The 22,265-nt window shown below is 48.9% G+C and carries 23 protein-coding genes; 17 read left to right on the forward strand and 6 right to left on the reverse strand.

All coding sequences use genetic code 11. The annotated features are described in order from the left end of the window. Nucleotides 1-72 precede the first annotated feature (72 nt). The 12 genes from CWE09_RS11060 to CWE09_RS11115 all read left to right on the forward strand — a co-directional run bounded on the left by CWE09_RS11060 (nt 73) and on the right by CWE09_RS11115 (nt 10,506). On the forward strand, nt 73-1,671 hold the full coding sequence (locus CWE09_RS11060) for a sigma 54-interacting transcriptional regulator (protein WP_126804106.1): 1,599 nt from the start codon (nt 73-75) through the stop codon (nt 1,669-1,671). A 149-nt stretch (nt 1,672-1,820) separates the two neighbouring features. After that, nucleotides 1,821-2,156, forward strand: a complete 336-nt coding sequence (gene yajC, locus CWE09_RS11065) for a preprotein translocase subunit YajC (RefSeq protein WP_126804107.1) — start codon at nt 1,821-1,823, stop codon at nt 2,154-2,156. Between the two features lie 24 nt (nt 2,157-2,180). Next, complete coding sequence (secD, locus tag CWE09_RS11070) at nt 2,181-4,031, forward strand: protein translocase subunit SecD (protein WP_126804108.1); 1,851 nt, start codon at nt 2,181-2,183, stop codon at nt 4,029-4,031. Between the two features lie 10 nt (nt 4,032-4,041). Then, nucleotides 4,042-4,995 carry a protein translocase subunit SecF gene (gene secF, locus CWE09_RS11075; protein ID WP_126804109.1) on the forward strand — a complete coding sequence of 318 codons (954 nt, stop codon included), beginning with the start codon at nt 4,042-4,044 and terminating at the stop codon, nt 4,993-4,995. 181 nt (nt 4,996-5,176) lie between these two features. Next, nucleotides 5,177-5,950 (forward strand): peroxide stress protein YaaA, encoded by a 774-nt coding sequence (yaaA, locus tag CWE09_RS11080; protein ID WP_126804110.1) that lies wholly within the window; start codon nt 5,177-5,179, stop codon nt 5,948-5,950. Between the two features lie 18 nt (nt 5,951-5,968). Further along, nucleotides 5,969-6,871, forward strand: coding sequence for a DUF3014 domain-containing protein (locus tag CWE09_RS11085; RefSeq protein ID WP_126804111.1), 903 nt, complete (start codon nt 5,969-5,971; stop codon nt 6,869-6,871). Nucleotides 6,872-6,923: 52 nt separating this feature from the next. Further along, entirely contained in the window at nt 6,924-7,460 is a 537-nt protein-coding gene (locus CWE09_RS11090; RefSeq protein ID WP_241974362.1) for a lysophospholipid acyltransferase family protein, read from the forward strand. Then, nucleotides 7,460-8,083: a hypothetical protein gene (locus tag CWE09_RS11095; RefSeq protein WP_126804112.1), complete on the forward strand. Its 624-nt coding sequence runs from the start codon at nt 7,460-7,462 to the stop codon at nt 8,081-8,083. The genes CWE09_RS11090 and CWE09_RS11095 overlap by 1 nt, the downstream gene beginning before the upstream one ends. Before the next feature lie 76 nt (nt 8,084-8,159). Then, nucleotides 8,160-8,624 carry a 6,7-dimethyl-8-ribityllumazine synthase gene (ribH, locus tag CWE09_RS11100; protein WP_126804113.1) on the forward strand — a complete coding sequence of 155 codons (465 nt, stop codon included), beginning with the start codon at nt 8,160-8,162 and terminating at the stop codon, nt 8,622-8,624. A gap of 9 nt (nt 8,625-8,633) precedes the next feature. Continuing rightward, a complete protein-coding gene (gene nusB, locus CWE09_RS11105) occupies nt 8,634-9,053 on the forward strand; it encodes a transcription antitermination factor NusB (RefSeq protein WP_126804114.1) in 420 nt (139 codons plus the stop codon). Between the two features lie 20 nt (nt 9,054-9,073). Beyond that, nucleotides 9,074-10,042, forward strand: a complete 969-nt coding sequence (gene thiL, locus CWE09_RS11110; RefSeq protein WP_126804240.1) for a thiamine-phosphate kinase — start codon at nt 9,074-9,076, stop codon at nt 10,040-10,042. After that, nucleotides 10,039-10,506 carry a phosphatidylglycerophosphatase A family protein gene (locus tag CWE09_RS11115; protein ID WP_126804115.1) on the forward strand — a complete coding sequence of 156 codons (468 nt, stop codon included), beginning with the start codon at nt 10,039-10,041 and terminating at the stop codon, nt 10,504-10,506. Before thiL ends, CWE09_RS11115 begins: the two co-directional genes overlap by 4 nt. On the opposite strand, the gene dxs is transcribed toward CWE09_RS11115, so the two are convergent. Genes dxs through CWE09_RS11130 form a run of 3 tightly spaced genes read right to left on the reverse strand, consistent with a single transcriptional unit; the run spans nt 10,492 to nt 13,532 of the window. Next, on the reverse strand, nt 10,492-12,363 hold the full coding sequence (gene dxs, locus CWE09_RS11120) for a 1-deoxy-D-xylulose-5-phosphate synthase (protein ID WP_126804116.1): 1,872 nt from the start codon (nt 12,361-12,363) through the stop codon (nt 10,492-10,494). The two genes, CWE09_RS11115 and dxs, sit on opposite strands and share 15 nt — an antisense overlap. A 3-nt stretch (nt 12,364-12,366) precedes the next feature. Next, nucleotides 12,367-13,269, reverse strand: coding sequence for a (2E,6E)-farnesyl diphosphate synthase (ispA, locus tag CWE09_RS11125; protein ID WP_275541096.1), 903 nt, complete (start codon nt 13,267-13,269; stop codon nt 12,367-12,369). A 2-nt stretch (nt 13,270-13,271) separates the two neighbouring features. Next, a complete protein-coding gene (locus CWE09_RS11130; protein ID WP_126804117.1) occupies nt 13,272-13,532 on the reverse strand; it encodes an exodeoxyribonuclease VII small subunit in 261 nt (86 codons plus the stop codon). Between the two features lie 197 nt (nt 13,533-13,729). Here CWE09_RS11130 and pomA point away from each other — a divergent pair, with 197 nt between their 5' ends. The 4 genes from pomA (at nt 13,730) to CWE09_RS11150 (ending at nt 17,305) form a co-directional block, all read left to right on the forward strand. Further along, entirely contained in the window at nt 13,730-14,488 is a 759-nt protein-coding gene (pomA, locus tag CWE09_RS11135) for a flagellar motor protein PomA (RefSeq protein WP_126804118.1), read from the forward strand. 3 nt (nt 14,489-14,491) lie between these two features. Continuing rightward, complete coding sequence (locus tag CWE09_RS11140) at nt 14,492-15,424, forward strand: flagellar motor protein MotB (protein WP_126804119.1); 933 nt, start codon at nt 14,492-14,494, stop codon at nt 15,422-15,424. 67 nt (nt 15,425-15,491) lie between these two features. Continuing rightward, nucleotides 15,492-16,967 (forward strand): tRNA uracil 4-sulfurtransferase ThiI, encoded by a 1,476-nt coding sequence (gene thiI / locus CWE09_RS11145; RefSeq protein ID WP_126804120.1) that lies wholly within the window; start codon nt 15,492-15,494, stop codon nt 16,965-16,967. A gap of 5 nt (nt 16,968-16,972) precedes the next feature. Then, nucleotides 16,973-17,305 carry a VanZ family protein gene (locus CWE09_RS11150; RefSeq protein ID WP_126804121.1) on the forward strand — a complete coding sequence of 111 codons (333 nt, stop codon included), beginning with the start codon at nt 16,973-16,975 and terminating at the stop codon, nt 17,303-17,305. Here CWE09_RS11150 and srmB read toward each other — a convergent pair. Beyond that, on the reverse strand, nt 17,302-18,507 hold the full coding sequence (gene srmB, locus CWE09_RS11155) for an ATP-dependent RNA helicase SrmB (RefSeq protein ID WP_126804122.1): 1,206 nt from the start codon (nt 18,505-18,507) through the stop codon (nt 17,302-17,304). The genes CWE09_RS11150 and srmB overlap by 4 nt on opposite strands. A 132-nt stretch (nt 18,508-18,639) precedes the next feature. On the opposite strand from srmB, the gene CWE09_RS11160 reads away from it, so the two are divergent. Beyond that, nucleotides 18,640-19,470, forward strand: a complete 831-nt coding sequence (locus CWE09_RS11160; protein WP_126804123.1) for an HDOD domain-containing protein — start codon at nt 18,640-18,642, stop codon at nt 19,468-19,470. Here CWE09_RS11160 and rdgC read toward each other — a convergent pair. Together rdgC and CWE09_RS11170 are read right to left on the reverse strand one after the other, a co-directional pair. After that, on the reverse strand, nt 19,459-20,361 hold the full coding sequence (gene rdgC, locus CWE09_RS11165) for a recombination-associated protein RdgC (RefSeq protein WP_126804124.1): 903 nt from the start codon (nt 20,359-20,361) through the stop codon (nt 19,459-19,461). The genes CWE09_RS11160 and rdgC overlap by 12 nt on opposite strands. Nucleotides 20,362-20,398: 37 nt before the next feature. Then, entirely contained in the window at nt 20,399-22,132 is a 1,734-nt protein-coding gene (locus CWE09_RS11170) for a sensor histidine kinase (RefSeq protein ID WP_241974363.1), read from the reverse strand. Nucleotides 22,133-22,265: the final 133 nt, after the last annotated feature.

Consider the following 22,265-nt stretch of genomic DNA (forward strand, 5'->3'; position numbering starts at 1 on the left):
CTGGTTTCCAATTACTTAACGTTTTACTATGTCAGTTATTACATTCGACACAAAAATAAAAGGAGCCGCCTGGTGAACAGTGAGTATGACGCTCCAACCCAACTTTACCCCAATTGGAGCGGTGATAGTGCTTTAGGTGATGAACCGATATTGTTGCCTGTGCTTATTATTGCCTGTCATCCAGATGCGAACCGCTTGGGTGAATATGCAGTGCTCGACAGCTTGTGGCAGCATGGCAGCCAGGAACTAAGTCGGCACTGGCCAGAATTTATTAATCCCCAGGATAGCTTTGGCAAAGGCCTTAGCATTGCTCATATCAGCCGCAAATCGCTACTTTTGGAACGTAGCGGAGCTATGCAGATAAAGCTGTCGCGGCAGCAGTATTCTGCTCCAGTGCGGGTAGACGGTAAAGCTCTGCAGGACAGCCTGCTGGTAGGCAAAAAAGAACTGCAACAGGGAGTGCAGCTGTGCCTGAGTGAGCGGGTGTTACTGATCCTTAAATACATTCCTGTGCCGGCATTGCACAACAATAGTTACGGGCTGCTGGGCTTAAGTCAGGATATAGAAGCGGTCCGTGAACGTATTCGTAAAGTCGATGGTCTTAATGAACCTGTATTGATCCGTGGAGCGACAGGAACGGGCAAGGAGCTGGTTGCTCAGGCTATTTATCAGAATAGCGCTCGTGTTGGTAAGCCTTTTATTAGTGTTAATCTGGCTGCGTTGCAGGAATCATTAGCGGCAGCAGAGCTCTTTGGTGCGCGCAAAGGCTCTTATACCGGCGCAGTGCAGGAGCGTCAGGGCTATTTTCAGGCAGCTAATGGTGGCACTCTGTTTCTGGATGAAATCGGCGAGGCATCGGTTGAAGTGCAGACCATGTTATTGCGTGTACTGGAGACCGGTGATGTCATGCCGGTGGGGGCGAATCAATCTGAAAAGGTTGATGTACGTATTATTGCGGCCACGGATGCTAACCTGGAAAAGCTGGGTGAAACCGATGCTTTTAAATTGCCCTTGCTGCATCGTTTGTCGAGTTATCAGATATTTTTATCGCCCTTGAAAGAACGTTGTGAAGATATTCCTTGCCTGTTGCTACATTTCTTTTTGCAGCAATGGGAGCAGGTTGAGAAACAGCAAGGCGCCGTTCGCTTACCTACTGATGATGACATCCCATGGTTATCACCAGACCTTGTTTCAGTATTGTTGAGCTGTGACTGGCCTGGCAATATTCGACAGTTACGTAATGTCGCACGACAGCTGGTTATTGATGGACGAGGACAAAAACAGTTAAGACTGGATGCCCAGCTACGCGATATGCTGCATAATCAGGTGGAGACTCCTGGTGTGGCTGAAAGCCGCGGGCAATATAAAGGGTCTGAAGTTTCGGTGAAGAGAAAGCCCAGTCAGGTAAGCCGTGAAGAGCTGGCTCAGGGACTTCGCCAACATCGTTTTGACTTACAGGCCACGGCTGATCATTTAGGCATTGCACGAGCTTCGGTGTACAAACTCATTGAGCGTCACCCGGAGATGAGACAGGTCGCGGATATCAGTGATGAAGAATTAATTGCCAGCTATGAAAAGCATGCGGGCGACCTGGAAAAAATGATGTGGCAACTGGAAGTATCCCAGCTTGGGCTCAGACGTCGGCTGCGTGCGATGGGTTTTGACGCATGAACGTTTAGATTTGTAGCGGCTTTAGGTACAATGCGGCGCTATTTTTAAGATATTTTACAAAAACGCTTGTCTCAGCGGTAGATTAGCCCAATAACAGGTTAATGCTTTTTTGCTGAACTTATACCAATTATACCAAAGAGGAACATTGTATGGATTTTTTAATTGCCAATGCACACGCTCAGGACGCCGGCGCTGAAGGTGGTGGAGCTTTTTCACTGATCATTATGCTGGTGCTGTTTGGCCTGATCTTTTACTTCATGATTTATCGTCCACAGGCAAAACGGGTAAAAGAGCATAAGAACCTGGTTACGGCACTGGGCAAAGGCGATGAAATCCTGACTCAGGGTGGCCTGGTAGGCAAAATCGTGAAAGTAACTGAAGATAACGATTTTATGGTTGTGGCTGTGGCTGACAACGTAGAGATGACAGTACAAAAAGGCTCGGTGGCTGCCGTCTTGCCAAAAGGTACTATTAAAACTCTGTAACGCCTGAGTTGGAAGGACGTACTTGTGTTAAATAAATATCCTCTATGGAAAAACCTGATGGTGATCTTAGTGATCGCCATCGGTGCTTTATATGCCTTACCTAATCTGTATGGTGAAGACCCGGCGATTCAGGTGTCGGCAACGCGCAGTGGTGAAGTAACCACAAGTACGCTGGAACAGGTAGAGCGTGCTTTAAATGCAGGAGGGTTAGCACCGCGAGGTATAACTCTTGAGAACGATCAGATTCTGGTACGCCTGAATAGCGATGACGAGCAGTTGCGGGCCCAGGATATACTGACTAGTGAACTGGGTCGAAACTATATTGTTGCGCTTAACTTAGCTCCTGCGCAGCCAGCATGGCTGGCAAGCATCGGCGGTGAACCGCTGAAGCTGGGACTTGATTTACGTGGCGGTGTGCATTTCCTGATGGAAGTAAATATGGACGAAGCCATAGATACTATCCGTGAGCAGATGGCTACTGAAGTTCGTAGTCAGTTGCGTGAAGAGGGTGTGCGCTACCGGAGCGTCGAGGAAGACGGCTCTGATATTCTGGTCACATTGCGTAATAGCGATGATCTGCAGGCTGCAAACAGCGCCTTGCGCAATACTTATGAAGGCTATCGAACAAGTACCAGCGCTGACACTAATCAGCTGCGTTTGTCGATGACGGACCAGCACTTGCAGGAAACCCAGGCTAATGCGATTTCACAGAATATTACGATTTTGCGTAACCGGGTCGATGAGCTGGGTGTTGCTGAACCCCTGATTCAGCGTCAGGGTCAGGATCGCATCGTAGTTGAATTGCCAGGTGTTCAGGACACGGCTCGTGCGAAAGAAATTCTGGGCGCTACGGCGACGCTGGAGTTTCGTTTTGTCGATACTGAAAACGATTTACGGGACGCCCAGCAGGGTCGTGTGCCTTTTGGTAGCCGTTTGTATGACCGACGTGGTGGCGGACAGGTATTGCTTGAAAACCGCGTTATTCTGACCGGTGACCATATAGTTAATGCGAATGCCGGTTTTGATGAGAATAACCGTCCTCAGGTTTCTATCAGCCTCGATTCGGCGGGTGGTAGCATGATGTCCCTGGCCACCCGTGACCGCATTGGCGATCCTATGGCAACTGTTTTCATTGAATTCATTGCTACGGGTGAACAAACCGAAGACGGTAGCGTTGAATTTGAACGGGTAGAAGAAGTTGTTAGTGAAGCGACCATTCAGGCGCGTTTAGGTTCTAGCTTCCGTATTACCGGTGTTGGTGGTATGCAGGAAGCCCAGAATCTAGCGCTATTGCTGCGCGCTGGTGCTTTGATAGCACCTATTCAGATTGTCGAAGAGCGTACCGTAGGTCCGAGTTTAGGGGCTGAGAACGTGCGTTCAGGTATGACCGCTATTCTGGCCGGTTTTGTGCTGATTCTTATTTTCATGGCTATCTATTATCGTAAGTTTGGCCTGATCGCCAATATGGCACTGGCAACCAACCTCATTATGATAGTGGGTGTTATGTCGATGATTCCAGGGGCTACCTTAACCATGCCTGGTATGGCCGGTATTCTGCTGACTGTAGGTATGGCGGTAGATGCCAACGTGCTTATATTTGAGCGCATACGGGAAGAGTTAAAGGATGGACGAAGTCCGCAGCAGGCGATTTCCAGGGGCTATGATAATGCTCTGTCATCGATTGCGGATGCCAACATCACTACACTGATTGCAGCTTTCATACTCTTTGCAGTGGGTACGGGTTCTATCAAAGGCTTTGCGATTACGCTGGGCATAGGTATCGCAACCTCCATGTTTACCGCCATTATTGGTACACGCATGATAGTTAACCTGGCCTGGGGTCGTAACAAACGACTCAAGAAGCTGTCAATTTAGGGGATAGGCAATGTTTGAACTGACTAAAGTAGACGAAAATCGTCCCCTTGAATTTATGTCCATTCGTAAGTGGACGAACTGGTTGAGCGCAGTGCTCATTGTGTTGTCGTTGGCTACGCTAATGACCAATAAGCTGAACTGGGGACTGGACTTTACCGGGGGCACGCTGATTGAAGTGGGCTTCACAGAGCCTGCAGATTTAGCTGAAATCCGCAGCCTGTTAGAAGCCCGTGAATACGGTGATGCAGTGGTACAGAACTTCGGCTCGTCGCGGGACGTGCTAGTTCGTATTCCGCCGCGCGGCGAAGCCGATGCTGAGTCCATAGGCAACAATATGTTTAACCTGCTACGTACCGAGCTGGATGAAAATCTGGACATGCGTCGGGTTGAATTTGTCGGGCCTAATGTTGGCGAAGAGCTGGCGGAAGCAGGTGGCCTGGCCATGATAGTGGCCATTATCTGTATCCTTATCTATGTCTCTTTCCGCTTTGAGTGGCGGATGGCGTTGAGTGCGGTAGCTGGTTTGGCGCAGGATATAATTCTGGTACTGGGTCTCTTTTCTATTCTGAGGCTGCAGGTTGACCTGACCATTCTGGCGGCACTGCTGGCGGTGATTGGTTACTCCCTGAATGACAGTATTGTGGTTTCGGACAGGATACGGGAAAACTTCCGTAAATTACGCAAAGAGCTACCGGAAGCCGTTATTAATATTTCACTGAGCCAGACCCTGAGCCGGACCTTGGTGACCTCATTAACGACCTTAATGGTGCTACTGACGCTGCTTTTCTTTGGCGGTCAGATGGTACAGGGTTTTGCTATTGCGATGTTGACAGGTGTGATTGTGGGTACTTACTCATCTATCTTCCTGCGTAGCTCCCTGATGCTTGCTCTGGGCATTAACCGAGAATCCCTGATGCCACCTGAAGTTGAAAAAGAAGGTGAGGATCAGGATCCCGTGATGTAACCCTTTGCACATTTACAAAAGCTCCGGCGCCTGGCGTACGGAGCTTTTTTTATGGCTGCGAAAAGGCTAAAACTAGGGTACAGTGATGGAGTTGACGGAACCATAGGTCCGTATTCAGACTCATAATGAAAGCTATGATTAGTAAGCAATAATCAGACGATTTTAAGTAGAAGGATTTCAGATGTTATTTGTGGTTTCTCCGGCCAAAAACCTGGATTACGAAACACCTGCGCCAACGGACACCTATACCCAGCCGTCCATGTTGGATCAGGCTCAGTTACTGGTAGAGCGTTGCCGGGAATTATCGCCGCAGCAGTTAGGTTCGTTAATGAAAATCAGCGATAAGCTGGCGGGCCTCAATGCCGCCCGTTTTAGTGAGTGGGAGCGGCCTTTTACGCAGGATAATGCCAAACAGGCAGTGTTTGCATTTAACGGTGATGTTTATACCGGGCTGGATGCACAAAATCTGGAAAATGATGATTTGCAATATGGCCAAAAGCACATGCGTATCTTGTCTGGCTTGTATGGTGTGTTGAAACCGCTAGACTTAATGCAGCCGTATCGTTTAGAAATGGGCTCAAAACTCGATAATCAGCGCGGTAAAGACCTGTATCAGTTTTGGGGAGACCGCATTACTGAAGTGTTAAATGAGGATTTAGCTGGGCTGAAGTCAAAGACTTTGATCAACCTGGCTTCCAATGAGTATTTTAAAGCCGTCAATAAAAAAGCTTTAAACGCTGACATTGTGACTCCGGTCTTCAAAGATACTAAAAACGGTCAGCTTAAAGTGATTAGTTTTTATGCAAAAAAAGCGCGTGGCATGATGGCGCGTTTTATATTGACGCAGAAACCGGCTTCGTTAGATGCATTGAAGAAATTTGATGAAGCAGGTTACCAGTATGACGACAAGTTATCATCAGCCGGCGAGCTGGTGTTTTGTCGGGCAGAGCAGTAGTAATTTGAGGATCCAAGCATGAGTCAACGTAACGCAGTAAATGAAGATGAAATCGCAGCGCAACAACGTCGGGCGACTACTAGCATAGTCATTGCTATTGTAGTTATTCTGATACTAGCGGTGTTGGCCTGGTTGTGGTTACGCGAAGCGGACGAACCTCAGGCACCGATTGCACCTGAAACACCGGTGGTAGAAGACGCTCGTGAACAAGTAGAGCGAGAACCTGACGTCGATACAGAGCCCCGTGCTGAACCTGAGCCTGAGCGTGAAGCGGAGCCAACAGATGAACCGCCCGAAGTACTGGTGCCAGAGCGCGAAGAAGAGGTAGAAGCGGAACCATTACCTGACCTGAACGAAAGCACTTCGCCATTATTGTCGGAACTTTCAGAGCAGAATATTAATACCCGTCCGGTACGGAGTTCCCATGTTATTCGTGACCTGGTGATTTTTGTTAAGAACCTGAGTGAAGGTGATGTAATTCGTGAAAGTGCCACTATTGGCGGGCCTGACGCGCGTTTTCAAACTCAGCGTATTGACGAGCAGCTGTATATTGATGAGCGCAGTTATGCACGATATGACGAGCTGGTCGACTGGTTTGTGAACATGGATACGGCAGTTCTGGTGGATACTTTTGAACGTTATTCGCCGTTATTTGAGCAAGCCCATGCTGAAATAGCGCGTCCAGACAGTAACTTTCATGACCAGGTTATGCAGGCAATTGAACTGCTACTAGAAACGCCTGAACCCGAGGGGCTACTGGCGTTAAGCGATGACCGCGTGATGTATACGTATGCGGATCCTGAATTGGAAGAATTGCCCGCGGCGCAAAAACAAATGCTGCGTATGGGCCCGGATAATCAGCGTCGGGTAAAAGAGAAGCTACGTGATATTCGCGAGGCTTTAGCAGAGCGCACAAATTAAGTTTATGGCAGAGCAGGACAGTTTAATCTTACCGCGAAGAGGGAATGGTTTGATGCGCGGTATAGGACAGTTAGGTATGCGGGTGTTGGGGGGCTGGCAAATTAATGGTCAGTTGCCGGAAGTTCCCAAAGCAATTATTGTGATCGCACCGCATACCTCTAACTGGGATTTTTTTGTGGGCTTGTTCGTAATGTTTAAATTACGTTTGAGATTGTCCTTTCTGGGCAAGGATTCTCTTTTTGTCTTTCCTGTTAACCGGCTATTGCGCTGGGTAGGCGGCATACCGATCAAACGTAACTCCAGTGCCGGATCGGTTGGGCAAATGGTTGAAGCCTTTCAAAGACATAAAGAGCTGGTACTGGTTATTACACCAGAAGGTACTCGTAAGAAAGTAAAAAAATGGAAAACGGGCTTCCTGCACATGGCGAAAGAGGCCAAAGTCCCGGTTATCCCCGTGGCGATGGATTACGCCAGACGTTGTGTTGATATCCTCCCCGCATTAACAATTGAGGGGGAAGTAGACGAGGAACTTAAACGGGTACAGTCGTGCGTATTTCACGCACAAGGAAAAAACCCGGAGAATACCTGATGCGCCTATTACTGATGACCAGCGTTACCTTACTAATATTCTGGCAAAATCCCCTTGCAGCTTCCTGGCAGGATATTCAGCCTGCTGACAGTTATCATAATGTCTGGTCTATTGAACCGTTACAGGAAAGACATAGTTATGCTTATTACAGTGCTTATCAAAGTTCACAGTCCATGTTGGAGAGCACGCTCGGCTGGGGTTGGCCGACGGCAAAAATATCCCGGGAAATGAATCAGGATACCGTACAGTATCACCGTGAACAGCATGTGAACGGAGCTACTTACAGTTATATTATTCGTGACTCCGAGCATGAGCAGATTATGGGTGCTGTGTTTGTTGCACCGGTGCAGAACCGTCGGGGGTTGCCAGACTTTGATGGCTCTTCTTATCAGGCGGAAGTCACTTTCTGGATGAATGAAGCGGGCCAGGAGCACGAGCAAGGTCCGGATTTTGTTGCTGATTTATTGCTTTGGCTGGAAGAGAACTGGGGATTCAGCCGTGTGTTATTACCTGCTTATGAGGATAATGACTTTGCGCGACAACAGTTTGAAGCCCATAATCTGGGACTGGTGATCAGAGATCCTGAGAGTCAGGAGTTGCTCTATCGCTTTCGTGCGCGTTAATCTTATTTATGCTACAATGCGCGCCATTTTCATAGTCGTCGGCTTTACGCTGAATCTGCTACAGTAGGATAAACACATGAAGACCATTGAAGGGGGCGTTGCAGCGCCAGGCAAGAAATTTGCTATTGTTGTTTCTCGTTTTAACAGCTTTATTGTGGAAAGACTTCTGGAAGGCGCGTTAGAAACCTTGCAGCGTATTGGTCAGGTTAGTTCTGACGACATAACAATAGTGCGGGTACCAGGTGCTTATGAGCTTCCTATTACCGCGAAAAAACTGGCCGCCAGCGGTGACTATGATGCGCTTATTGCTATTGGCGCCGTGATTCGTGGGGGCACGCCACATTTTGATTTTGTGGCTGGTGAATCGAACTCAGGGTTGGCTCAGGTAGCTATGCAAAGCGAGGTTCCGGTCGCCTTTGGCGTTATTACTACCGATACTGACGAACAGGCGATAGATCGAGCCGGCGTCAAGCATGGTAACAAAGGTTCGGAAGCCGCATTAAGTGCACTCGAGATGGTTAACGTTCTGCAACAGTTGTAAGGAATTCAAGTGAAACCAGCAGCACGCCGCAAGGCTCGTCGCCTTGCCATTCAGGCTATATATTCATGGCAGTTATCGAACAACAGTATCACTGATATTGAAGCCGAATTTCTGACCGACAATGATGTGGCTAAAACAGATGTTGAATATTTTCAGGATCTGGTCCGTGGTGTGGCCGCACAGGCTTCAGTACTGGATAATGCCTTGTCGCCATTTACCGACCGTCCTTTTGCAGATCTGGATCAGATTGAAAGAGCCATTTTGCGGGTTGCCGCTTATGAGCTTAAGCTGCGTATTGACGTGCCTTATAAAGTCGTCATGAACGAAGCTATCGAACTGGCTAAAGCCTTTGGTGCTGATGACAGCCATCGTTTCGTTAATGGTGTACTGGACAAAGCCGTTGATACTTTACGCGCGGCTCGTCAGTAAGTTTTCTTATGAGCAAACGGATGACAGAGTTTGAGGTAATAGCCTCTTATTTTAACGCCGGTCAACAGTCGCGTGGTGATGTCATTCTGGGACAGAGCGACGATTGCGCGATCGTTAGAACAACTCCACAAACACATATCGCGGTCACTACCGACACTATGGTGGCCGGTGTTCATTTCGATGAAAAAGTTCCTCCCCGAGCCCTTGGTCATAAACTGGTTGCTGTGAATTTAAGTGATTTGGCAGCTATGGGCGCTGAACCCGCCTGGCTCTCTCTGGCCATTACTATGCCTGAGGTGAATACCTCCTGGCTTGAGGAATTCAGCGCAGGTTTGCATGAGCTGGCTAATTATTATAATTGCCAGCTGATTGGTGGAGATACTACCCGGGGACCATTGACTCTGACCTTAACCGCGCAGGGATTATTGCCGGAAGATCAATTGCTGACCCGTCGCGGCGCTAATCCCGGAGACTGGATTTATGTTAGTGGCACGCTAGGGGACGCCGCCGCAGCACTGGCTGCTCAGCGTGGAGAAATTTCCGTTTGTCCGGTGCAGCAGCAACAGCTGGAAGAACGCTTATTTTATCCAACTCCCCGTATCACACTGGGGCAGGCACTGCGCCCTATTGCTACCAGTGCGATTGATATTTCTGATGGCCTGGCAGCGGATTTAAGTCACATCCTGAAACGCTCAGAAGTGGGCGCCCGTTTGCAAGTTAATAACCTGCCGTATTCTAATGCGTTAAACGGCAATATAGCGGTTGAACAGCAGCGTCACTTCGCCTTGCACGGGGGGGATGATTATGAACTCTGCTTTACCATTCCAGAAGCCAGCCGGGGCACCCTTGAAACGGCTCTTGCGCATATTGGTGTGGATGTAACCTGCGTTGGACAGATAGAGGCCAACGGGGGCCTTCGGCTGTTTGATGGCGATAACGAATTGCCATCTTCGATTGTCGGTTATCAGCACTTTGGAGTGAACTTATGAAATATGCACAGTTATTAAAAAATCCGATTCATTTTCTGGCTCTGGGTTTTGGTAGCGGCCTGTCGCCTAAAGCTCCGGGTACTATGGGTACTGTGGCTGCAATTCCGGTGGTCATACTGGCAGCGATGCTTGGTGATGCGGCTTTTGTTGTGCTGACAGCTGTTGCCTGCGTGCTAGGTGTCTATATTTGTGGTTATACGGCTAAGGCTATGGGTGAGCATGACCACCCGGCAATTGTCTGGGACGAGATAGCGGGTTATATGGTGGCTATGATTCTGGTACCAGTGACCTGGCAGACACTGCTCTTAGCGTTTGTGCTCTTTCGTTTCTTTGACGTGTTAAAACCCTGGCCGATTAGCTGGCTGGATAAACATGTCAGTGGCGGCTTCGGAATTATGATCGACGATATACTGGCAGGTTTGGCCTCGCTGGCTATTATCCACATCCTGCTACAGTTTTTCTAAACGACGCTCTATCTGAGCCTGAATACCGGCACTGTCTAAGCCTAGCTCGGCACGAATTTCCTGCTGGCTACCGTGCTTAATGAAACTATCCGGTAACCCAACCATTAGCAATGGTGTATACACCTGCTGTTGTTGTAGCGCTTCTGCAACACCGCTACCCGCACCGCCGGTAGTGACGTTCTCTTCCACACTGACCAGTAGTTCATGACTGCCCGCTGCTTTGATAAGAGCTTCGGTATCCAGAGGTTTAACAAAACGCATGTCGATAACAGTTGCGTTAAGGGCTTCAGCGACTGTCATGACCTCAGGCAGCAGAGTGCCAAAATTCAGAATAGCGACTTTTTTACCTTCACGTTTAACCTGACTGGTGCCTGGTTTTATAGCCTGCAAGGGCTCTAAATCGCAACCAGTGCCACTTCCGCGAGGATAACGGACAGCCGCAGGCTGATTCAGTTTATAACCCGTATACAGCATTTGACGGCATTGATCTTCATCGCTGGGTGTCATTATTACCAGATTAGGTATGCAACGCAGAAAGCTAAGATCATAGGCACCCTGGTGAGTGGCGCCATCTGCACCTACTACACCTGCGCGGTCGATAGCAAAAAGCACGGGCAGGTTTTGCAGGGCGACATCATGAATAAGCTGATCATAGGCGCGCTGTAAAAACGTCGAATAAATAGCGACCACAGGGTGGTAACCGGCAATGGCCAGGCCAGCGGCAAAGGTTACGGCGTGTTGTTCGGCAATAGCTACGTCATAATACTGTTCCGGAAAACGCTGCGAAAAACCGACCATGCCAGAACCTTCGCGCATAGCTGGCGTAATACCCACCAGTTTTTTATCCTGCGCCGCCATTTCGCACAACCAGTCACCAAAAATAGCCGAATAAGAGGGCAGTGAGGCTTTGCTGGCCGGAAGCGAATTTATCTTAGGGTCAAATTTAGGCACCCCATGGTAGCCGATAGGATCCTGCTCGGCAGGGGCGTAGCCTTTGCCTTTGCGGGTGATCACATGTAATAACTGGGGGCCTTTCAAAGAGCGCATATTTTCCAGCGTATCCACTAGAGTGTCAACATCGTGCCCATCGACCGGGCCGATGTAATTAAAGCCGAGCTCTTCAAAAATAGTGCCTGGCATCACCATGCCTTTGACATGTTCTTCAGCTTTACTGGCCAGCTCGCGTAATGGCGGTACGCTGCGTAGCAACTGCTTACTGCCTTCACGCAGTGAGGTATACATTTTACCTGATAACAAACGCGCGAAGTGGCTATTCAGTGCGCCCACATTCTCAGAAATGGACATATCATTGTCATTCAGAATAACCAGCATGTCGGGATCTATATCACCCGCATGGTTCAGGGCTTCAAAGGCCATGCCGGCGGTCATAGCGCCGTCGCCAATAACAGCGACTACTTTACGGTTGGCTTGTTCTTTTTTAGCTGCAACCGCCATGCCTAATGCCGCACTGATTGAGGTACTGGAGTGACCGACAGAGAGCACGTCGTATTCACTTTCTTCGCGCCACGGAAAAGGATGCAGGCCGTCTTTCTGGCGAATGCTGGAGAGCTGCTGGCGGCGGCCAGTTAATATTTTATGCGGATAAGCCTGATGGCCCACATCCCAGACCAGATGGTCGAAAGGGGTCTGGTAGACTTTATGTAAAGCGACGGTGAGTTCTACTGTGCCTAGACCGCTAGCCAGGTGGCCACTGCTTTGGCTGACAGATGTTAATAAATACTGGCGTAATTCGGTGCATACCTGACTCAGCTTCTGTCGTGGCAAGGCACGCAGATCGGCGGGTGAGTCAATCAGGCTCAACAAGGGAAACTGAGCTGAAGCAGAGCTTTGAGTCATGAATTATCGGTCTCGCGTAATCAGGTAATCAGTGAATTGTTCGAGTAGCTGAGTATTGTACGGGATAGCAGCCAGTGCTTGTAGTGCTTTTTGCTGCAAATCGTGCAGCAATTGCTGCGCTTGCGTTAACCCCAGTAAAGCTGGATAGGTCGATTTATGCAACTCCTGGTCAGAACCTTGTGGTTTGCCTAAGGCTTCAGTGGCACCGGTTTCGTCCAGAATGTCGTCCTGCACCTGAAACGCCAGACCTATGGTTTGCGCCCAGCTGAGCAGGGCCTGCTCGCTTTCCTGACTCACTTGAGGGCTGCACTGAATGGCCATTTGAACAGCTGCGACGATAAGCGCACCGGTTTTATGACGGTGGATTTGCTCCAGAGCTGAGAGCCCGATCTGGCGGTCAGTCGCGGCTAAATCTAATGCCTGACCACCGCACATACCGGCCTGACCACTGGCCTTAGCTAACGTGCGCACCATTTGTAATTGTTGCCTGTCGCTGACAGCCGTGTAAGGGTGGCTGGTCAGTATTTCAAAGGATAGAGTCTGCAAGGCATCACCAGCCAGAATTGCAGTGGCTTCATCAAACGCGATATGGCAGGTGGGCTGACCACGACGCAGGGAGTCATTATCCATCGCCGGTAAATCATCATGTACTAAAGAATAAGCGTGAATACATTCAATCGCTGCTGCTGGAGCGTCAAGGTCGTCTGCGGAGGCTCCCAGTAATTCACCTGTGGCGTAAACTAAAAAAGGGCGTATACGTTTGCCACCGAGTAAAACGGCATATTTCATTGCGTCTAACAATACGGGGGCGATCTGAGGCTGATTATCCAGTAACTGATGTAAAAAATCGGAATGACGCTGACGATGGCTGGTCAGTGCATGCTGCAAAGAAAGTTGCTTATCCACGTTTATTCCGTAGTCTGGGTAGGGCCGTTGTCGGCGAGTGGTTTGAGTTCTTCTTCCTGTCCCTGGCGTAGCAGCATACTGACTTTTTGTTCAGCCTGTTGCAGTTTCTGCTGGCTCAGGCGAGACAGCTCGATAGCTCGCTCAAACTGCTGCAATGATTGTTCTAGTGGAAGATCGCCCTGTTCCAGGTTACTGACGATTTTTTCCAACTCGTTCATTGCTTGCTCAAAGGTAGCTTCTGAAGTAGCTTGTTGGTCGCTCATGACGGTTCTCTCAGGGATCTTTGTGGCAACCTTACCGAACCTGCATGTGAAGATCAATTACTCAGATTAGATAAAGAAATATCGACAAAGGTCGATGTATAACAGGTAAAATAAAAAAACTGCGGTTGTCAGTCGTCTGCAGATAATGAAAAATAGCGATTCGCAAGTCGTCACACAAGAGCAACGGGGAGAACTGTGTGGATATAGCAACAATCATTGGCATCTTAGGTGCATTCGCATTTATTACTATGGCCATGCTCTTTAATGGGGACCTTGGTTTATACGTCAATGTGCCAGCGATCTTTATTGTTTTTGGCGGTTCTATGTTTGTCGCTTTAGCCAGTTACCCTCTGGGGCAATTTCTGGGCGCTGGTAAAGTTGCGGTAAAAGCCTTCATGTTTAAAATTGAACCACCACAGGACCTGATTGATAAAGCTGTTGAAATGGCTGATGCGGCGCGCAAAGGTGGCTTTCTGGCGCTGGAAGAAACTGAAGTTCCTAACCCGTTTTTTCGCAAAGGCATTGATATGCTGGTGGACGGACACGATGCGGAAGTTGTGCGTACGACGCTGCAAAAAGATATGGATTTAACGTACGAGCGACATGAGCGCGGTGCTAATATTTTTAGCACGATCGGAGACATTGCACCGGCAATGGGTATGATGGGCACACTGATTGGTCTGGTGGCCATGCTGGCAAACATGGACGATCCGCAGGCGATAGGGCCGGCCATGGCGGTTGCGCTTCTGACCACCTTGTATGGTACTTTCCTGGCGAATGTGGTCTGTATTCCTATTTCCAACAAGTTAAAATTGCGCATGGATCAGGAGAAAATGAACCATGATCTCATGCTGGATGCCATTCTGAGTATTCAGGACGGCCAGAACCCTCGTATTATCGAAGGTCTGTTGAAAAACTACCTGGCAGAATCCAAACGCGTTCCTGAGGACATCTGATCGATGAGTGAAAAGGCACTGGAACGGAAAATAAAAAGAAGACACAAGAAAGGTCTGGCGCCCTGGATGGCGACTTTTGCTGACCTGATGGCGTTATTGCTGTGCTTTTTTATATTGTTACTTTCTTTTTCCGAAATGGATGTTCTTAAATTCAAGCAAATTGCAGGCTCCATGCAGTATGCCTTTGGCGTGCAGAACCGCATAGAAGTGGAAGATATTCCACGCGGCACCAGTGTTATAGCTCAGGAATTCCGGCCGGGGCAGCCAACCCCAACACCGATTGAAACCATACAGCAACAGACCGCCGATATGACTCAGCAAACCCTGGATTTCCAGGCTGGTGAAGATGATTATGTGGGCGGTCCGGAAAGGGATGCTGGCGGCGAGACTGACGCGGCTGAGCAGGCTGCTGAACAGGCTATGGATTTGATGATGCAGGAGCAGATTGAGCAGGCAATGAATCGTATTCGCGAAGAAATGGAGCAGGAAATTGAAGACGGAGCTTTGGAGCTTGAGCAATTAGGGCAGCAAATTATTATTCGCGTGCGTGAACAAGGCACCTTCCCGGAAGGTTCTGCTTTCTTGCAGCCTCAGTTCCGCCCGGTTATTCGCCGTATTGCTGAAGTGCTTAATACTATTCCGGGTGAAGTGACTATTTCTGGCCACACTGACAACCGCCGTATTCGTTCTGAAATGCACAGCTCTAACTGGGATTTATCCAGTAGTCGTGCGGTATCGGTGGCTGAAGAAATGCTCGGTGTGGAAAATTTCAATGAATCACGGTTAACGGTGCGAGGCCTGTCAGATACCCGGCCTTTAGTACCTAACAATAGCGCTGACAACCGGCGCCGTAACCGTCGTGTAGAAATAGCTGTGATGCAGGGCAGTGCCCTCGAATCCTCACCAATAGAAGCTACTAACGGCGACTTAAACTAACCGCAGAGCTGGTTGCAGGCGTGCTTTTTTAGTATAATCGCGCGCTTTTACGGCTGTTGGTGGTGTTATGAAGTTTATTGTTCGATTACAGGCTGAAATCACGGTAAAGAGTAAATCCGTGCGTCGGCGTCACGGTAAACTTCTCACGGCTAATCTGCGTAACCAGCTGAAAGCTATAGATAGTCAGAATAAAGTTAAGTGGATGTGGGACCGGGTTGAGGTTCAGCTCGCTGAAACCCCTTCTGCTAAAGACGCTAAAGCTGCCATTGAATGCCTTCAGTCGACCCCCGGTGTAGCCCACTTTGAACGTGTTATTGAACACCCGCTAACGGATTTTGAAACGCTGCTGAACCTGGTTCTGGCTTATAAAGGTGATGAACTGACGGGGCAAAGCTTTGCCGTTCGGGTTAGGCGCAAGGGGCATCACGACTTCTCTTCTCAGGACTTAGCCAAATATATAGGTGCCGGTGTCCTCGCGCGCGTTGAAGACTGCCGGGTACAACTCAAAAAGCCGCAGCAGGAAGTGCAGCTGGTAGTCAGTGATAAACAGGTATTTTTAGTAGAGCGCCGCTTTCAGGGGCTGGGGGGCTTTCCTTTACCCAGCCAGGAAACTGTATTGTCGCTAATGTCGGGTGGCTTTGACTCCACAGTGTCTAGCTATCAGATGATTCGTCGCGGTGCCCGCACCCATTTCTGCTTTTTTAATTTAGGTGGTGATGCCCATGAAGCTGGGGTGCGTGAAATTTCTTATTACATATGGAAGCGCTTTTCATCAACACACCCGGTTAAGTTTATCAGTGTTGACTTTGCACCTGTCGTCGATCGCATTCTGGAAGACGTCGATAATGGTCTGATGGGCGTGGTACTTAAACGCACCATGCTGCGGGCAGCCGGTCTGGCAACCCGTTATGTAAATGCTCAGGCGCTGGTAACAGGCGAAGCTATGGGGCAGGTGTCCAGTCAGACACTTACCAATCTGGCGGTTATTGATAAAGCTTCAGAGCGTATCGTGCTACGACCCTTAATCGCTATGGATAAGCAGGATATTGTCAACATTGCACGGGCGATAGGTACCGAACCTTTAGCTGCAGTCATGCCTGAGTATTGTGGTGTTATCTCTAATAAACCGACGGTGAAAGCGGATCTGGCGGCGGTAGAGGCTGCCGAGCAGGTATTGACGGACGAACTGTTGGAAGAACTGGTCTATAATGCTCAGGTCATAGATATCAGAAATCTGCATGACGCCCGTATGCAGGTGGTTGATCTGGATATCAAAGATGAGCAGTCGTCGGATAAGGTTATTCTGGATATTCGTAGTCTGGAAGAGCAGGAAGAGGCTCCGTTGCCCGAACAGCCCTGGCCGATACAATCTTTACCATTTTTTAAGCTTGAATCACAGTTCCCGACTCTAGCCAGGAATAGCCATTATCTGCTCTACTGTGATCAGGGTGTAATGAGTCGCATGCAGGCGCTTCATCTTCGCGAAATGGGCTTCAGCAACGTCGGTGTGTATGAAGCAAAAGATAACTCAAAAGAAGGGTAGTTGCAGTGATCGCAAGACTGGCGTTTATTATTGTATTCCTGGCGGTATCGGCCTTATTTTTTACTCAGAACCCTCCGTCGGGACCATCAATTCAGCACCTGGATAAAGCCGTTCACTTTACCTTGTTTTTTGTCCTGGCCGCCAGTATGCATTATGCCTTTCGCCTGCACTGGAGCTGGTCGATGCTTCTGCTCACCGGGTACGGTATTGCCATTGAAGTTATTCAGCATCATCTGCCGGCGCGGGGCGCGGATGTCTGGGACGTGGTTGCCGATGTTGCAGGCGCTGCGACTTTTTATATTCTGCTGGGTTTATATAAGAAAAAGCGCCGGGGTTAACGGCGCTTTGCTTTTTTCGCTTTCTTCTTTTTAGTGCTTTTATGAGGATCCGGAAACTTAAACTGGGGACGTAAATCCTGCATTACCCGGCGCTCCAGTTTTTCTCCAGTATAACGTTCAATGCGACCCAGCATAGCGGCATCATGAGCTTCTACCAAAGCTACTGCATGGCCTTTACGGCCAGCGCGACCGGTACGGCCAATACGGTGAATATAGGTATCGGCATGGCGCGGCAGGTCATAATTGATAACCAGCTCGACATCTTCTACATCAATCCCCCGGGCAGCTACATCGGTGGCTACCAGTACTGCATTTTTACCCGATGAAAAAGCGGCCAGAGCCTGCTGCCGATCAAATTGTGGCATCTCTCCCTGCAGTGCTGAACAACGGATACCGGCGGCACGCAGCTGTTGGTTGATTTCCATTACGCGTTCCCGCGTTTTCACAAATACCAGTACCGATTTACTATGCTTGGCTAATAAAGCCAGCAATAATTTGTACTTATGTTCGGCATCGTCTGCTGTATACATCCACTGTGTGATTTTTCCGCGTTCGCGTTTCGGCGGTTGAGCGTCAATATAAGCGGGTTCATGCAGATGTTGCGTGGCAAAACGAGTCAGGTGCTGGCCTTCCATAGTCGCAGAAAAAAGCAGGCGCTGACGAACGTGTCGTGCTTCTGCAAGAATACTGCTAACGGCACTTGCAAAACCCATATCCAGCATGCGATCGGCTTCATCCAGAACCAGCACTTCAATGTCTTCAGCACTGAAATTTTCCTGCTCAAGATAATCCAGTAAACGTCCAGGGGTCGCCACAATCAGGTCAAGGCTGCTGTCCAGCACCGACAGGTGGCTACCGAAGTTGACGCCACCTGTGATCAGCAGTGAACTGTGCCCGGTCGACTTACAAATATGGGCGGCCTGTAAATGAATCTGCTCAGCCAGCTCACGGGTTGGCGCTAATACCAATACCCGGGCACTACCTGGTTCTCTGCGTGGAAAATCAAGTAGGTGCTGAAAGGCCGGTAACAGGTAAGCCAGCGTTTTGCCGGTACCCGTTGGCGATGACGCCAGGATATCCCGCTGCGCCATGGCTTCAGGAACCACCTGCTGTTGAATCAGGGTAGGTTTTTTATGACCGAGTGAGAGCATAGCTTCACTCAGTTGAGGGGCGATTTCGAGTTCTTCCCAGCTAGGTGTCATAGTGCCATAGTGTGTCGAGGTAAATGAGCGCCTAGTTTATCCTGTTTTTACAGGCGTCGCGATGCTTGCGTTACTGCTTATTTACAGACACACTATTATGTAAATTAAAAAAGGTCGACAGAGCATAGACTTATGACAAACGAGACGGAATTGTTCAGTCTGGTCGCTGATGAGATTGAAAACGATACCCTGGCATTGCCTGGCATGCCGGATATTGCTGTGCGTGTGCAGGAAGCCGTGGCAGACCCTTTAATGACGTTACCCCGACTAAGTCGGATTATCAGTCAGGACCCGGCATTAACGGGGCGCCTTATTAAGATCGCTAACAGTGCCTGGCTGGGCCGTGCGGTAAAGGCTGAGAACCTGCCCCAGGCATTAACACGCCTGGGCTTCTGGCAAATCCGCAATGTCGCCCTGGGGGTCGCTCTGGAAAGTTTATTTAAGGCAAAAAACAAACTGGTGCAGCAAGAGTTGCACCATAACTGGCGCAACAGCCTTGAACTGACAGCTGCCGCTGTGACTTTGCTTAATCATTATAAAGGTGAGCGTAAGTTGCATACTCATACGTTGGCGCTGGGTTGCATGACCAGCCGTATCGGTATGTTACCGATACTTTCGTTAGTCGAGCGTGAGCCTTCTACTTTTTGCGAACCTGAATTTTTACGTCAGGCGGAAAAGTCTCTGGCAAGCTCGTTAGGTGGTAAAGTTTTACGTAATTGGAACTTTAACAGTGAGTTAGTTGAGGTGCAGGAAAACTGGCGCTTGGGTATTGCCAGCTTTAAGCCAGGATATCTTAGCTTTATGCAGCTGGCAGCAGTACTACTGGGTCAAATCAAGGTCGCCCGGCCCGACGAAGTGATTAAAATGTTTGCCGACGCCGGTACTATTTCACGCGCGCGTTTCTGGCAGCAGCCGGCTGTACAGGCTGACTACCAGGATATTCTAAGTGCGTTAACTGACTGATTCTTCCCAGGTTGCCTGCAGGGCGTCGAGCAATTGATTGCACTCCAGGCTCATTAAGGCAAAGTCAGCGTCGATCTGTTCGGCTTTAGTGCTGGTAGCCATATCATCGTTCTGCTCTTTAATGATATCGCTGAACTTCAGGCGTTTAATAGCGAAGTCATCTTCCAGCACCAGACTCATGTGTTCTTCCCATTCCAGTCCCAGCTTGGTTGCGACCTTGTCATGTTCCAGGTGTGACTGAATCTCGGCGCTTACTAAGTCTTGCTGTTTCAGACGTACTACGGCGGCTTCTTCGCCCGTGCCTTTCAATTCAGCATCAGTGCCCAATACAAAAGGGGTTGGAGCTGATTTGTCCTGTAACCACTGAGTAAAGTACAGATCGCCAGGTTGAGGAGCTCCCCATGGCTTCACCGGTAAAGACCCCAGAGCGCCACGCAACAGTGCGGTGAAATCTTCGGCTTTACCACTAGCGGACGAGTCAACAATCAGGCGCTGGCCCTCAACATCAATATAAGCCCACATTTGACTAAAACGACTGAACGCCTGCGGTAACATCTGATGAATAATATCTTCTTTTAGTGCCTGTTTTTCCTTTTTCGGAAGCGGGCGCCCATGTTCTTCCGCATACTTTTCCGCATGCTCTTCAATTTGCGCCTGAATGGCGCTGGCCGGCAATACTTTTTCTTCTTTACGGGTGCAAAGCAGAATATTGCTGCCGGTTTTATGGTGCAGTACTTCACTGCCGTCGCCAAAAGGGGAAACGAAACCAAAGCTGGCTGACTGATGTCGCTGGCAGGGTGAAAACGCATAACTTGCGAGCTGGCTGTCAAAATCAGCAGGCGCGGTAAATGGCTGGGAAAAGGTATAAACGCGCAGGTTTTTAAACCACATGAGAAACTCCGGTAATTCAGTGAGCGGGCATTGTAGCTTAGTGGTTCAGCACTGCAACGGGAAAGTGGAAGTCATAACGTAAACCTTTGCCGGGAGCACTATTAGCGGTGATATCGCCTTGCAGTGTCTGAGTTACCAGGTTACGTATTATATGGGTTCCCAGCCCGCTGCCACCCTGATTTGCCTTGGTCGTAAAAAATGGGTTAAAGAGTTTATCCAGCGCTTCCTGTTCCAGTCCATTGCCGTCGTCCTGATAGGTAAAGTACAGGTGCTCATTCTGTAGATAAGCTCTGATATGAATATTACCTTGTTCAATACCCTCGAAAGCATGCAGCAGCGAGTTGAGGATCATATTAGTCAGAATCTGCGCAAGTGCCCCGGCCAGACAACGAAGTTGTATTTCTTTAGGGCAATCAATAATAATTTCATGCTGGGTGAACTTAAGTTTGGGCTGTAGGGACTGCACAACTCCTTCGATATAATCGCATAGCCAGATATCCCGCAACGCGTCTGATGTCTGGTCTACTGCAACCTGCTTGAAGCTTTCAATAAGATCTTTGGCGCGATTAAGGTTGCTGTCCAGCAAGTGAGTGCTTTCCCGGGTATCTTTTATAAATTGTTTTAGCTCACGTTGGGTAAGGCTTTTGTCATCCAGAGCAATCGCCAGCTGTTCAACCCGATCAGCAAGAAAAGAGCTTGCAGTTACACCAATGCCAATTGGCGTATTAACATCATGTGCAATGCCTGCCACTAAGCCACCCAACGACGCCATCTTTTCGGACTCTATCAACTGACTTTGCGCCCGCTGCAAGGTTTCTAAAGACTCTTTCAAGCGCTGATTGGTGCGCTTCAGTGTGCTTTCTGTAAGTTTGCGCTGGCGTATTTCCTGTTCCAGTTTGTACTGCCGTTGTTCAAGGTCCTGACGACGGCTTTCCAGGTCCATCATTAACTTGCTAAGGCGGGAGGTTTTGCGTGCGACTTCCTGTTCTAACAGATTATTCTGTTCGTCCAGCTGTTGGTTCGCATGACGTAACTTCTGTTCTGTTAAGCGCAGGTCGTCCTGATGCTCCTGTAAATTATCAATAAGGCGATTGTACGCCTCTTCTACCTGAGTGAATTCATTGTTGTCCTGATCGGCGAGGTGAATTCTGGAGTCATCCAGATCATCAATATGGAAACCGTCAATTTGTTTGCTGAGCTCACGAAAAGGCTGGGTTAGCATACGATTGAAAGCTACTGAAAACAGTAAAAACAGCAAGGTACTTTTGATAATGGCATTGCCCACTAAGAAGAACAGGCTGACTTTCAGACGCTCAATAGCAACATCCCGGTTAGAAAATACTGCAACATCACCGACTCGGGTGGACTGGCCGGAAAACTCAAATATTAAAGGGCTGTAATGACCAAATACGCCGCGTTGTTCGGATAAGGAAACCGAACTGTTGCTTTCTGGTAGCTCCTGAGGCAGAAAAGTTTCACCCATGTGAACCAGAACTTCGCCGTTATCATCCCGGATGATAACGCCGCCAATGGAAGGAATATTAATGAGCCCTTCAGCCAGGGCATTTATTTGCTGTGAGTTAAACTCCCAGAGTGCGCGCGTAAGACTGGCAGCAAAGGTGTGTTGCTGGTTTTCCAGTTCCGATACCAGGTAGCGTTTGGTATTAAAGTATTCTCCCGCGATGTGTACGCAGGTAACCATAAACGTCAGTAAAAAATAAACTGACAACACACGGGTAAGCAAAGAGCGGGAAATACGACTGGTTTGCACCGTCACTCCTGACTTTGTATACAGACTGGTGGAGTTAACATTGCTGGTCCCTTTGCCTATTATTATTTTGTTAATTTAGCGTTAACAATCTAACTCTACCAAGTTGCACAAGTCGCGCAACTGATTTTTACCG

Source organism: Aliidiomarina minuta, from assembly GCF_003987145.1.
Taxonomy (GTDB): Bacteria; Pseudomonadota; Gammaproteobacteria; order Enterobacterales; family Alteromonadaceae; genus Aliidiomarina; species Aliidiomarina minuta.

Bases quoted from the DNA above. Each gene is read 5' to 3' on its own strand.
- CWE09_RS11085 (WP_126804111.1), top strand. From the start codon at position 5,969: ATGAGTCAACGTAACGCAGTAAATGAAGATGAAATCGCAGCGCAACAA.
- dxs (WP_126804116.1), bottom strand. From the start codon at position 12,363: ATGACTCAAAGCTCTGCTTCAGCTCAGTTTCCCTTGTTGAGCCTGATT.
- ribH (WP_126804113.1), top strand. From the start codon at position 8,160: ATGAAGACCATTGAAGGGGGCGTTGCAGCGCCAGGCAAGAAATTTGCT.
- thiL (WP_126804240.1), top strand. From the start codon at position 9,074: ATGACAGAGTTTGAGGTAATAGCCTCTTATTTTAACGCCGGTCAACAG.
- yajC (WP_126804107.1), top strand. From the start codon at position 1,821: ATGGATTTTTTAATTGCCAATGCACACGCTCAGGACGCCGGCGCTGAA.
- yaaA (WP_126804110.1), top strand. From the start codon at position 5,177: ATGTTATTTGTGGTTTCTCCGGCCAAAAACCTGGATTACGAAACACCT.
- CWE09_RS11140 (WP_126804119.1), top strand. From the start codon at position 14,492: ATGAGTGAAAAGGCACTGGAACGGAAAATAAAAAGAAGACACAAGAAA.
- CWE09_RS11095 (WP_126804112.1), top strand. From the start codon at position 7,460: ATGCGCCTATTACTGATGACCAGCGTTACCTTACTAATATTCTGGCAA.
- CWE09_RS11160 (WP_126804123.1), top strand. From the start codon at position 18,640: ATGACAAACGAGACGGAATTGTTCAGTCTGGTCGCTGATGAGATTGAA.
- CWE09_RS11090 (WP_241974362.1), top strand. From the start codon at position 6,924: ATGCGCGGTATAGGACAGTTAGGTATGCGGGTGTTGGGGGGCTGGCAA.
- CWE09_RS11115 (WP_126804115.1), top strand. From the start codon at position 10,039: ATGAAATATGCACAGTTATTAAAAAATCCGATTCATTTTCTGGCTCTG.
- thiI (WP_126804120.1), top strand. From the start codon at position 15,492: ATGAAGTTTATTGTTCGATTACAGGCTGAAATCACGGTAAAGAGTAAA.
- srmB (WP_126804122.1), bottom strand. From the start codon at position 18,507: ATGACACCTAGCTGGGAAGAACTCGAAATCGCCCCTCAACTGAGTGAA.
- secF (WP_126804109.1), top strand. From the start codon at position 4,042: ATGTTTGAACTGACTAAAGTAGACGAAAATCGTCCCCTTGAATTTATG.
- CWE09_RS11130 (WP_126804117.1), bottom strand. From the start codon at position 13,532: ATGAGCGACCAACAAGCTACTTCAGAAGCTACCTTTGAGCAAGCAATG.
- rdgC (WP_126804124.1), bottom strand. From the start codon at position 20,361: ATGTGGTTTAAAAACCTGCGCGTTTATACCTTTTCCCAGCCATTTACC.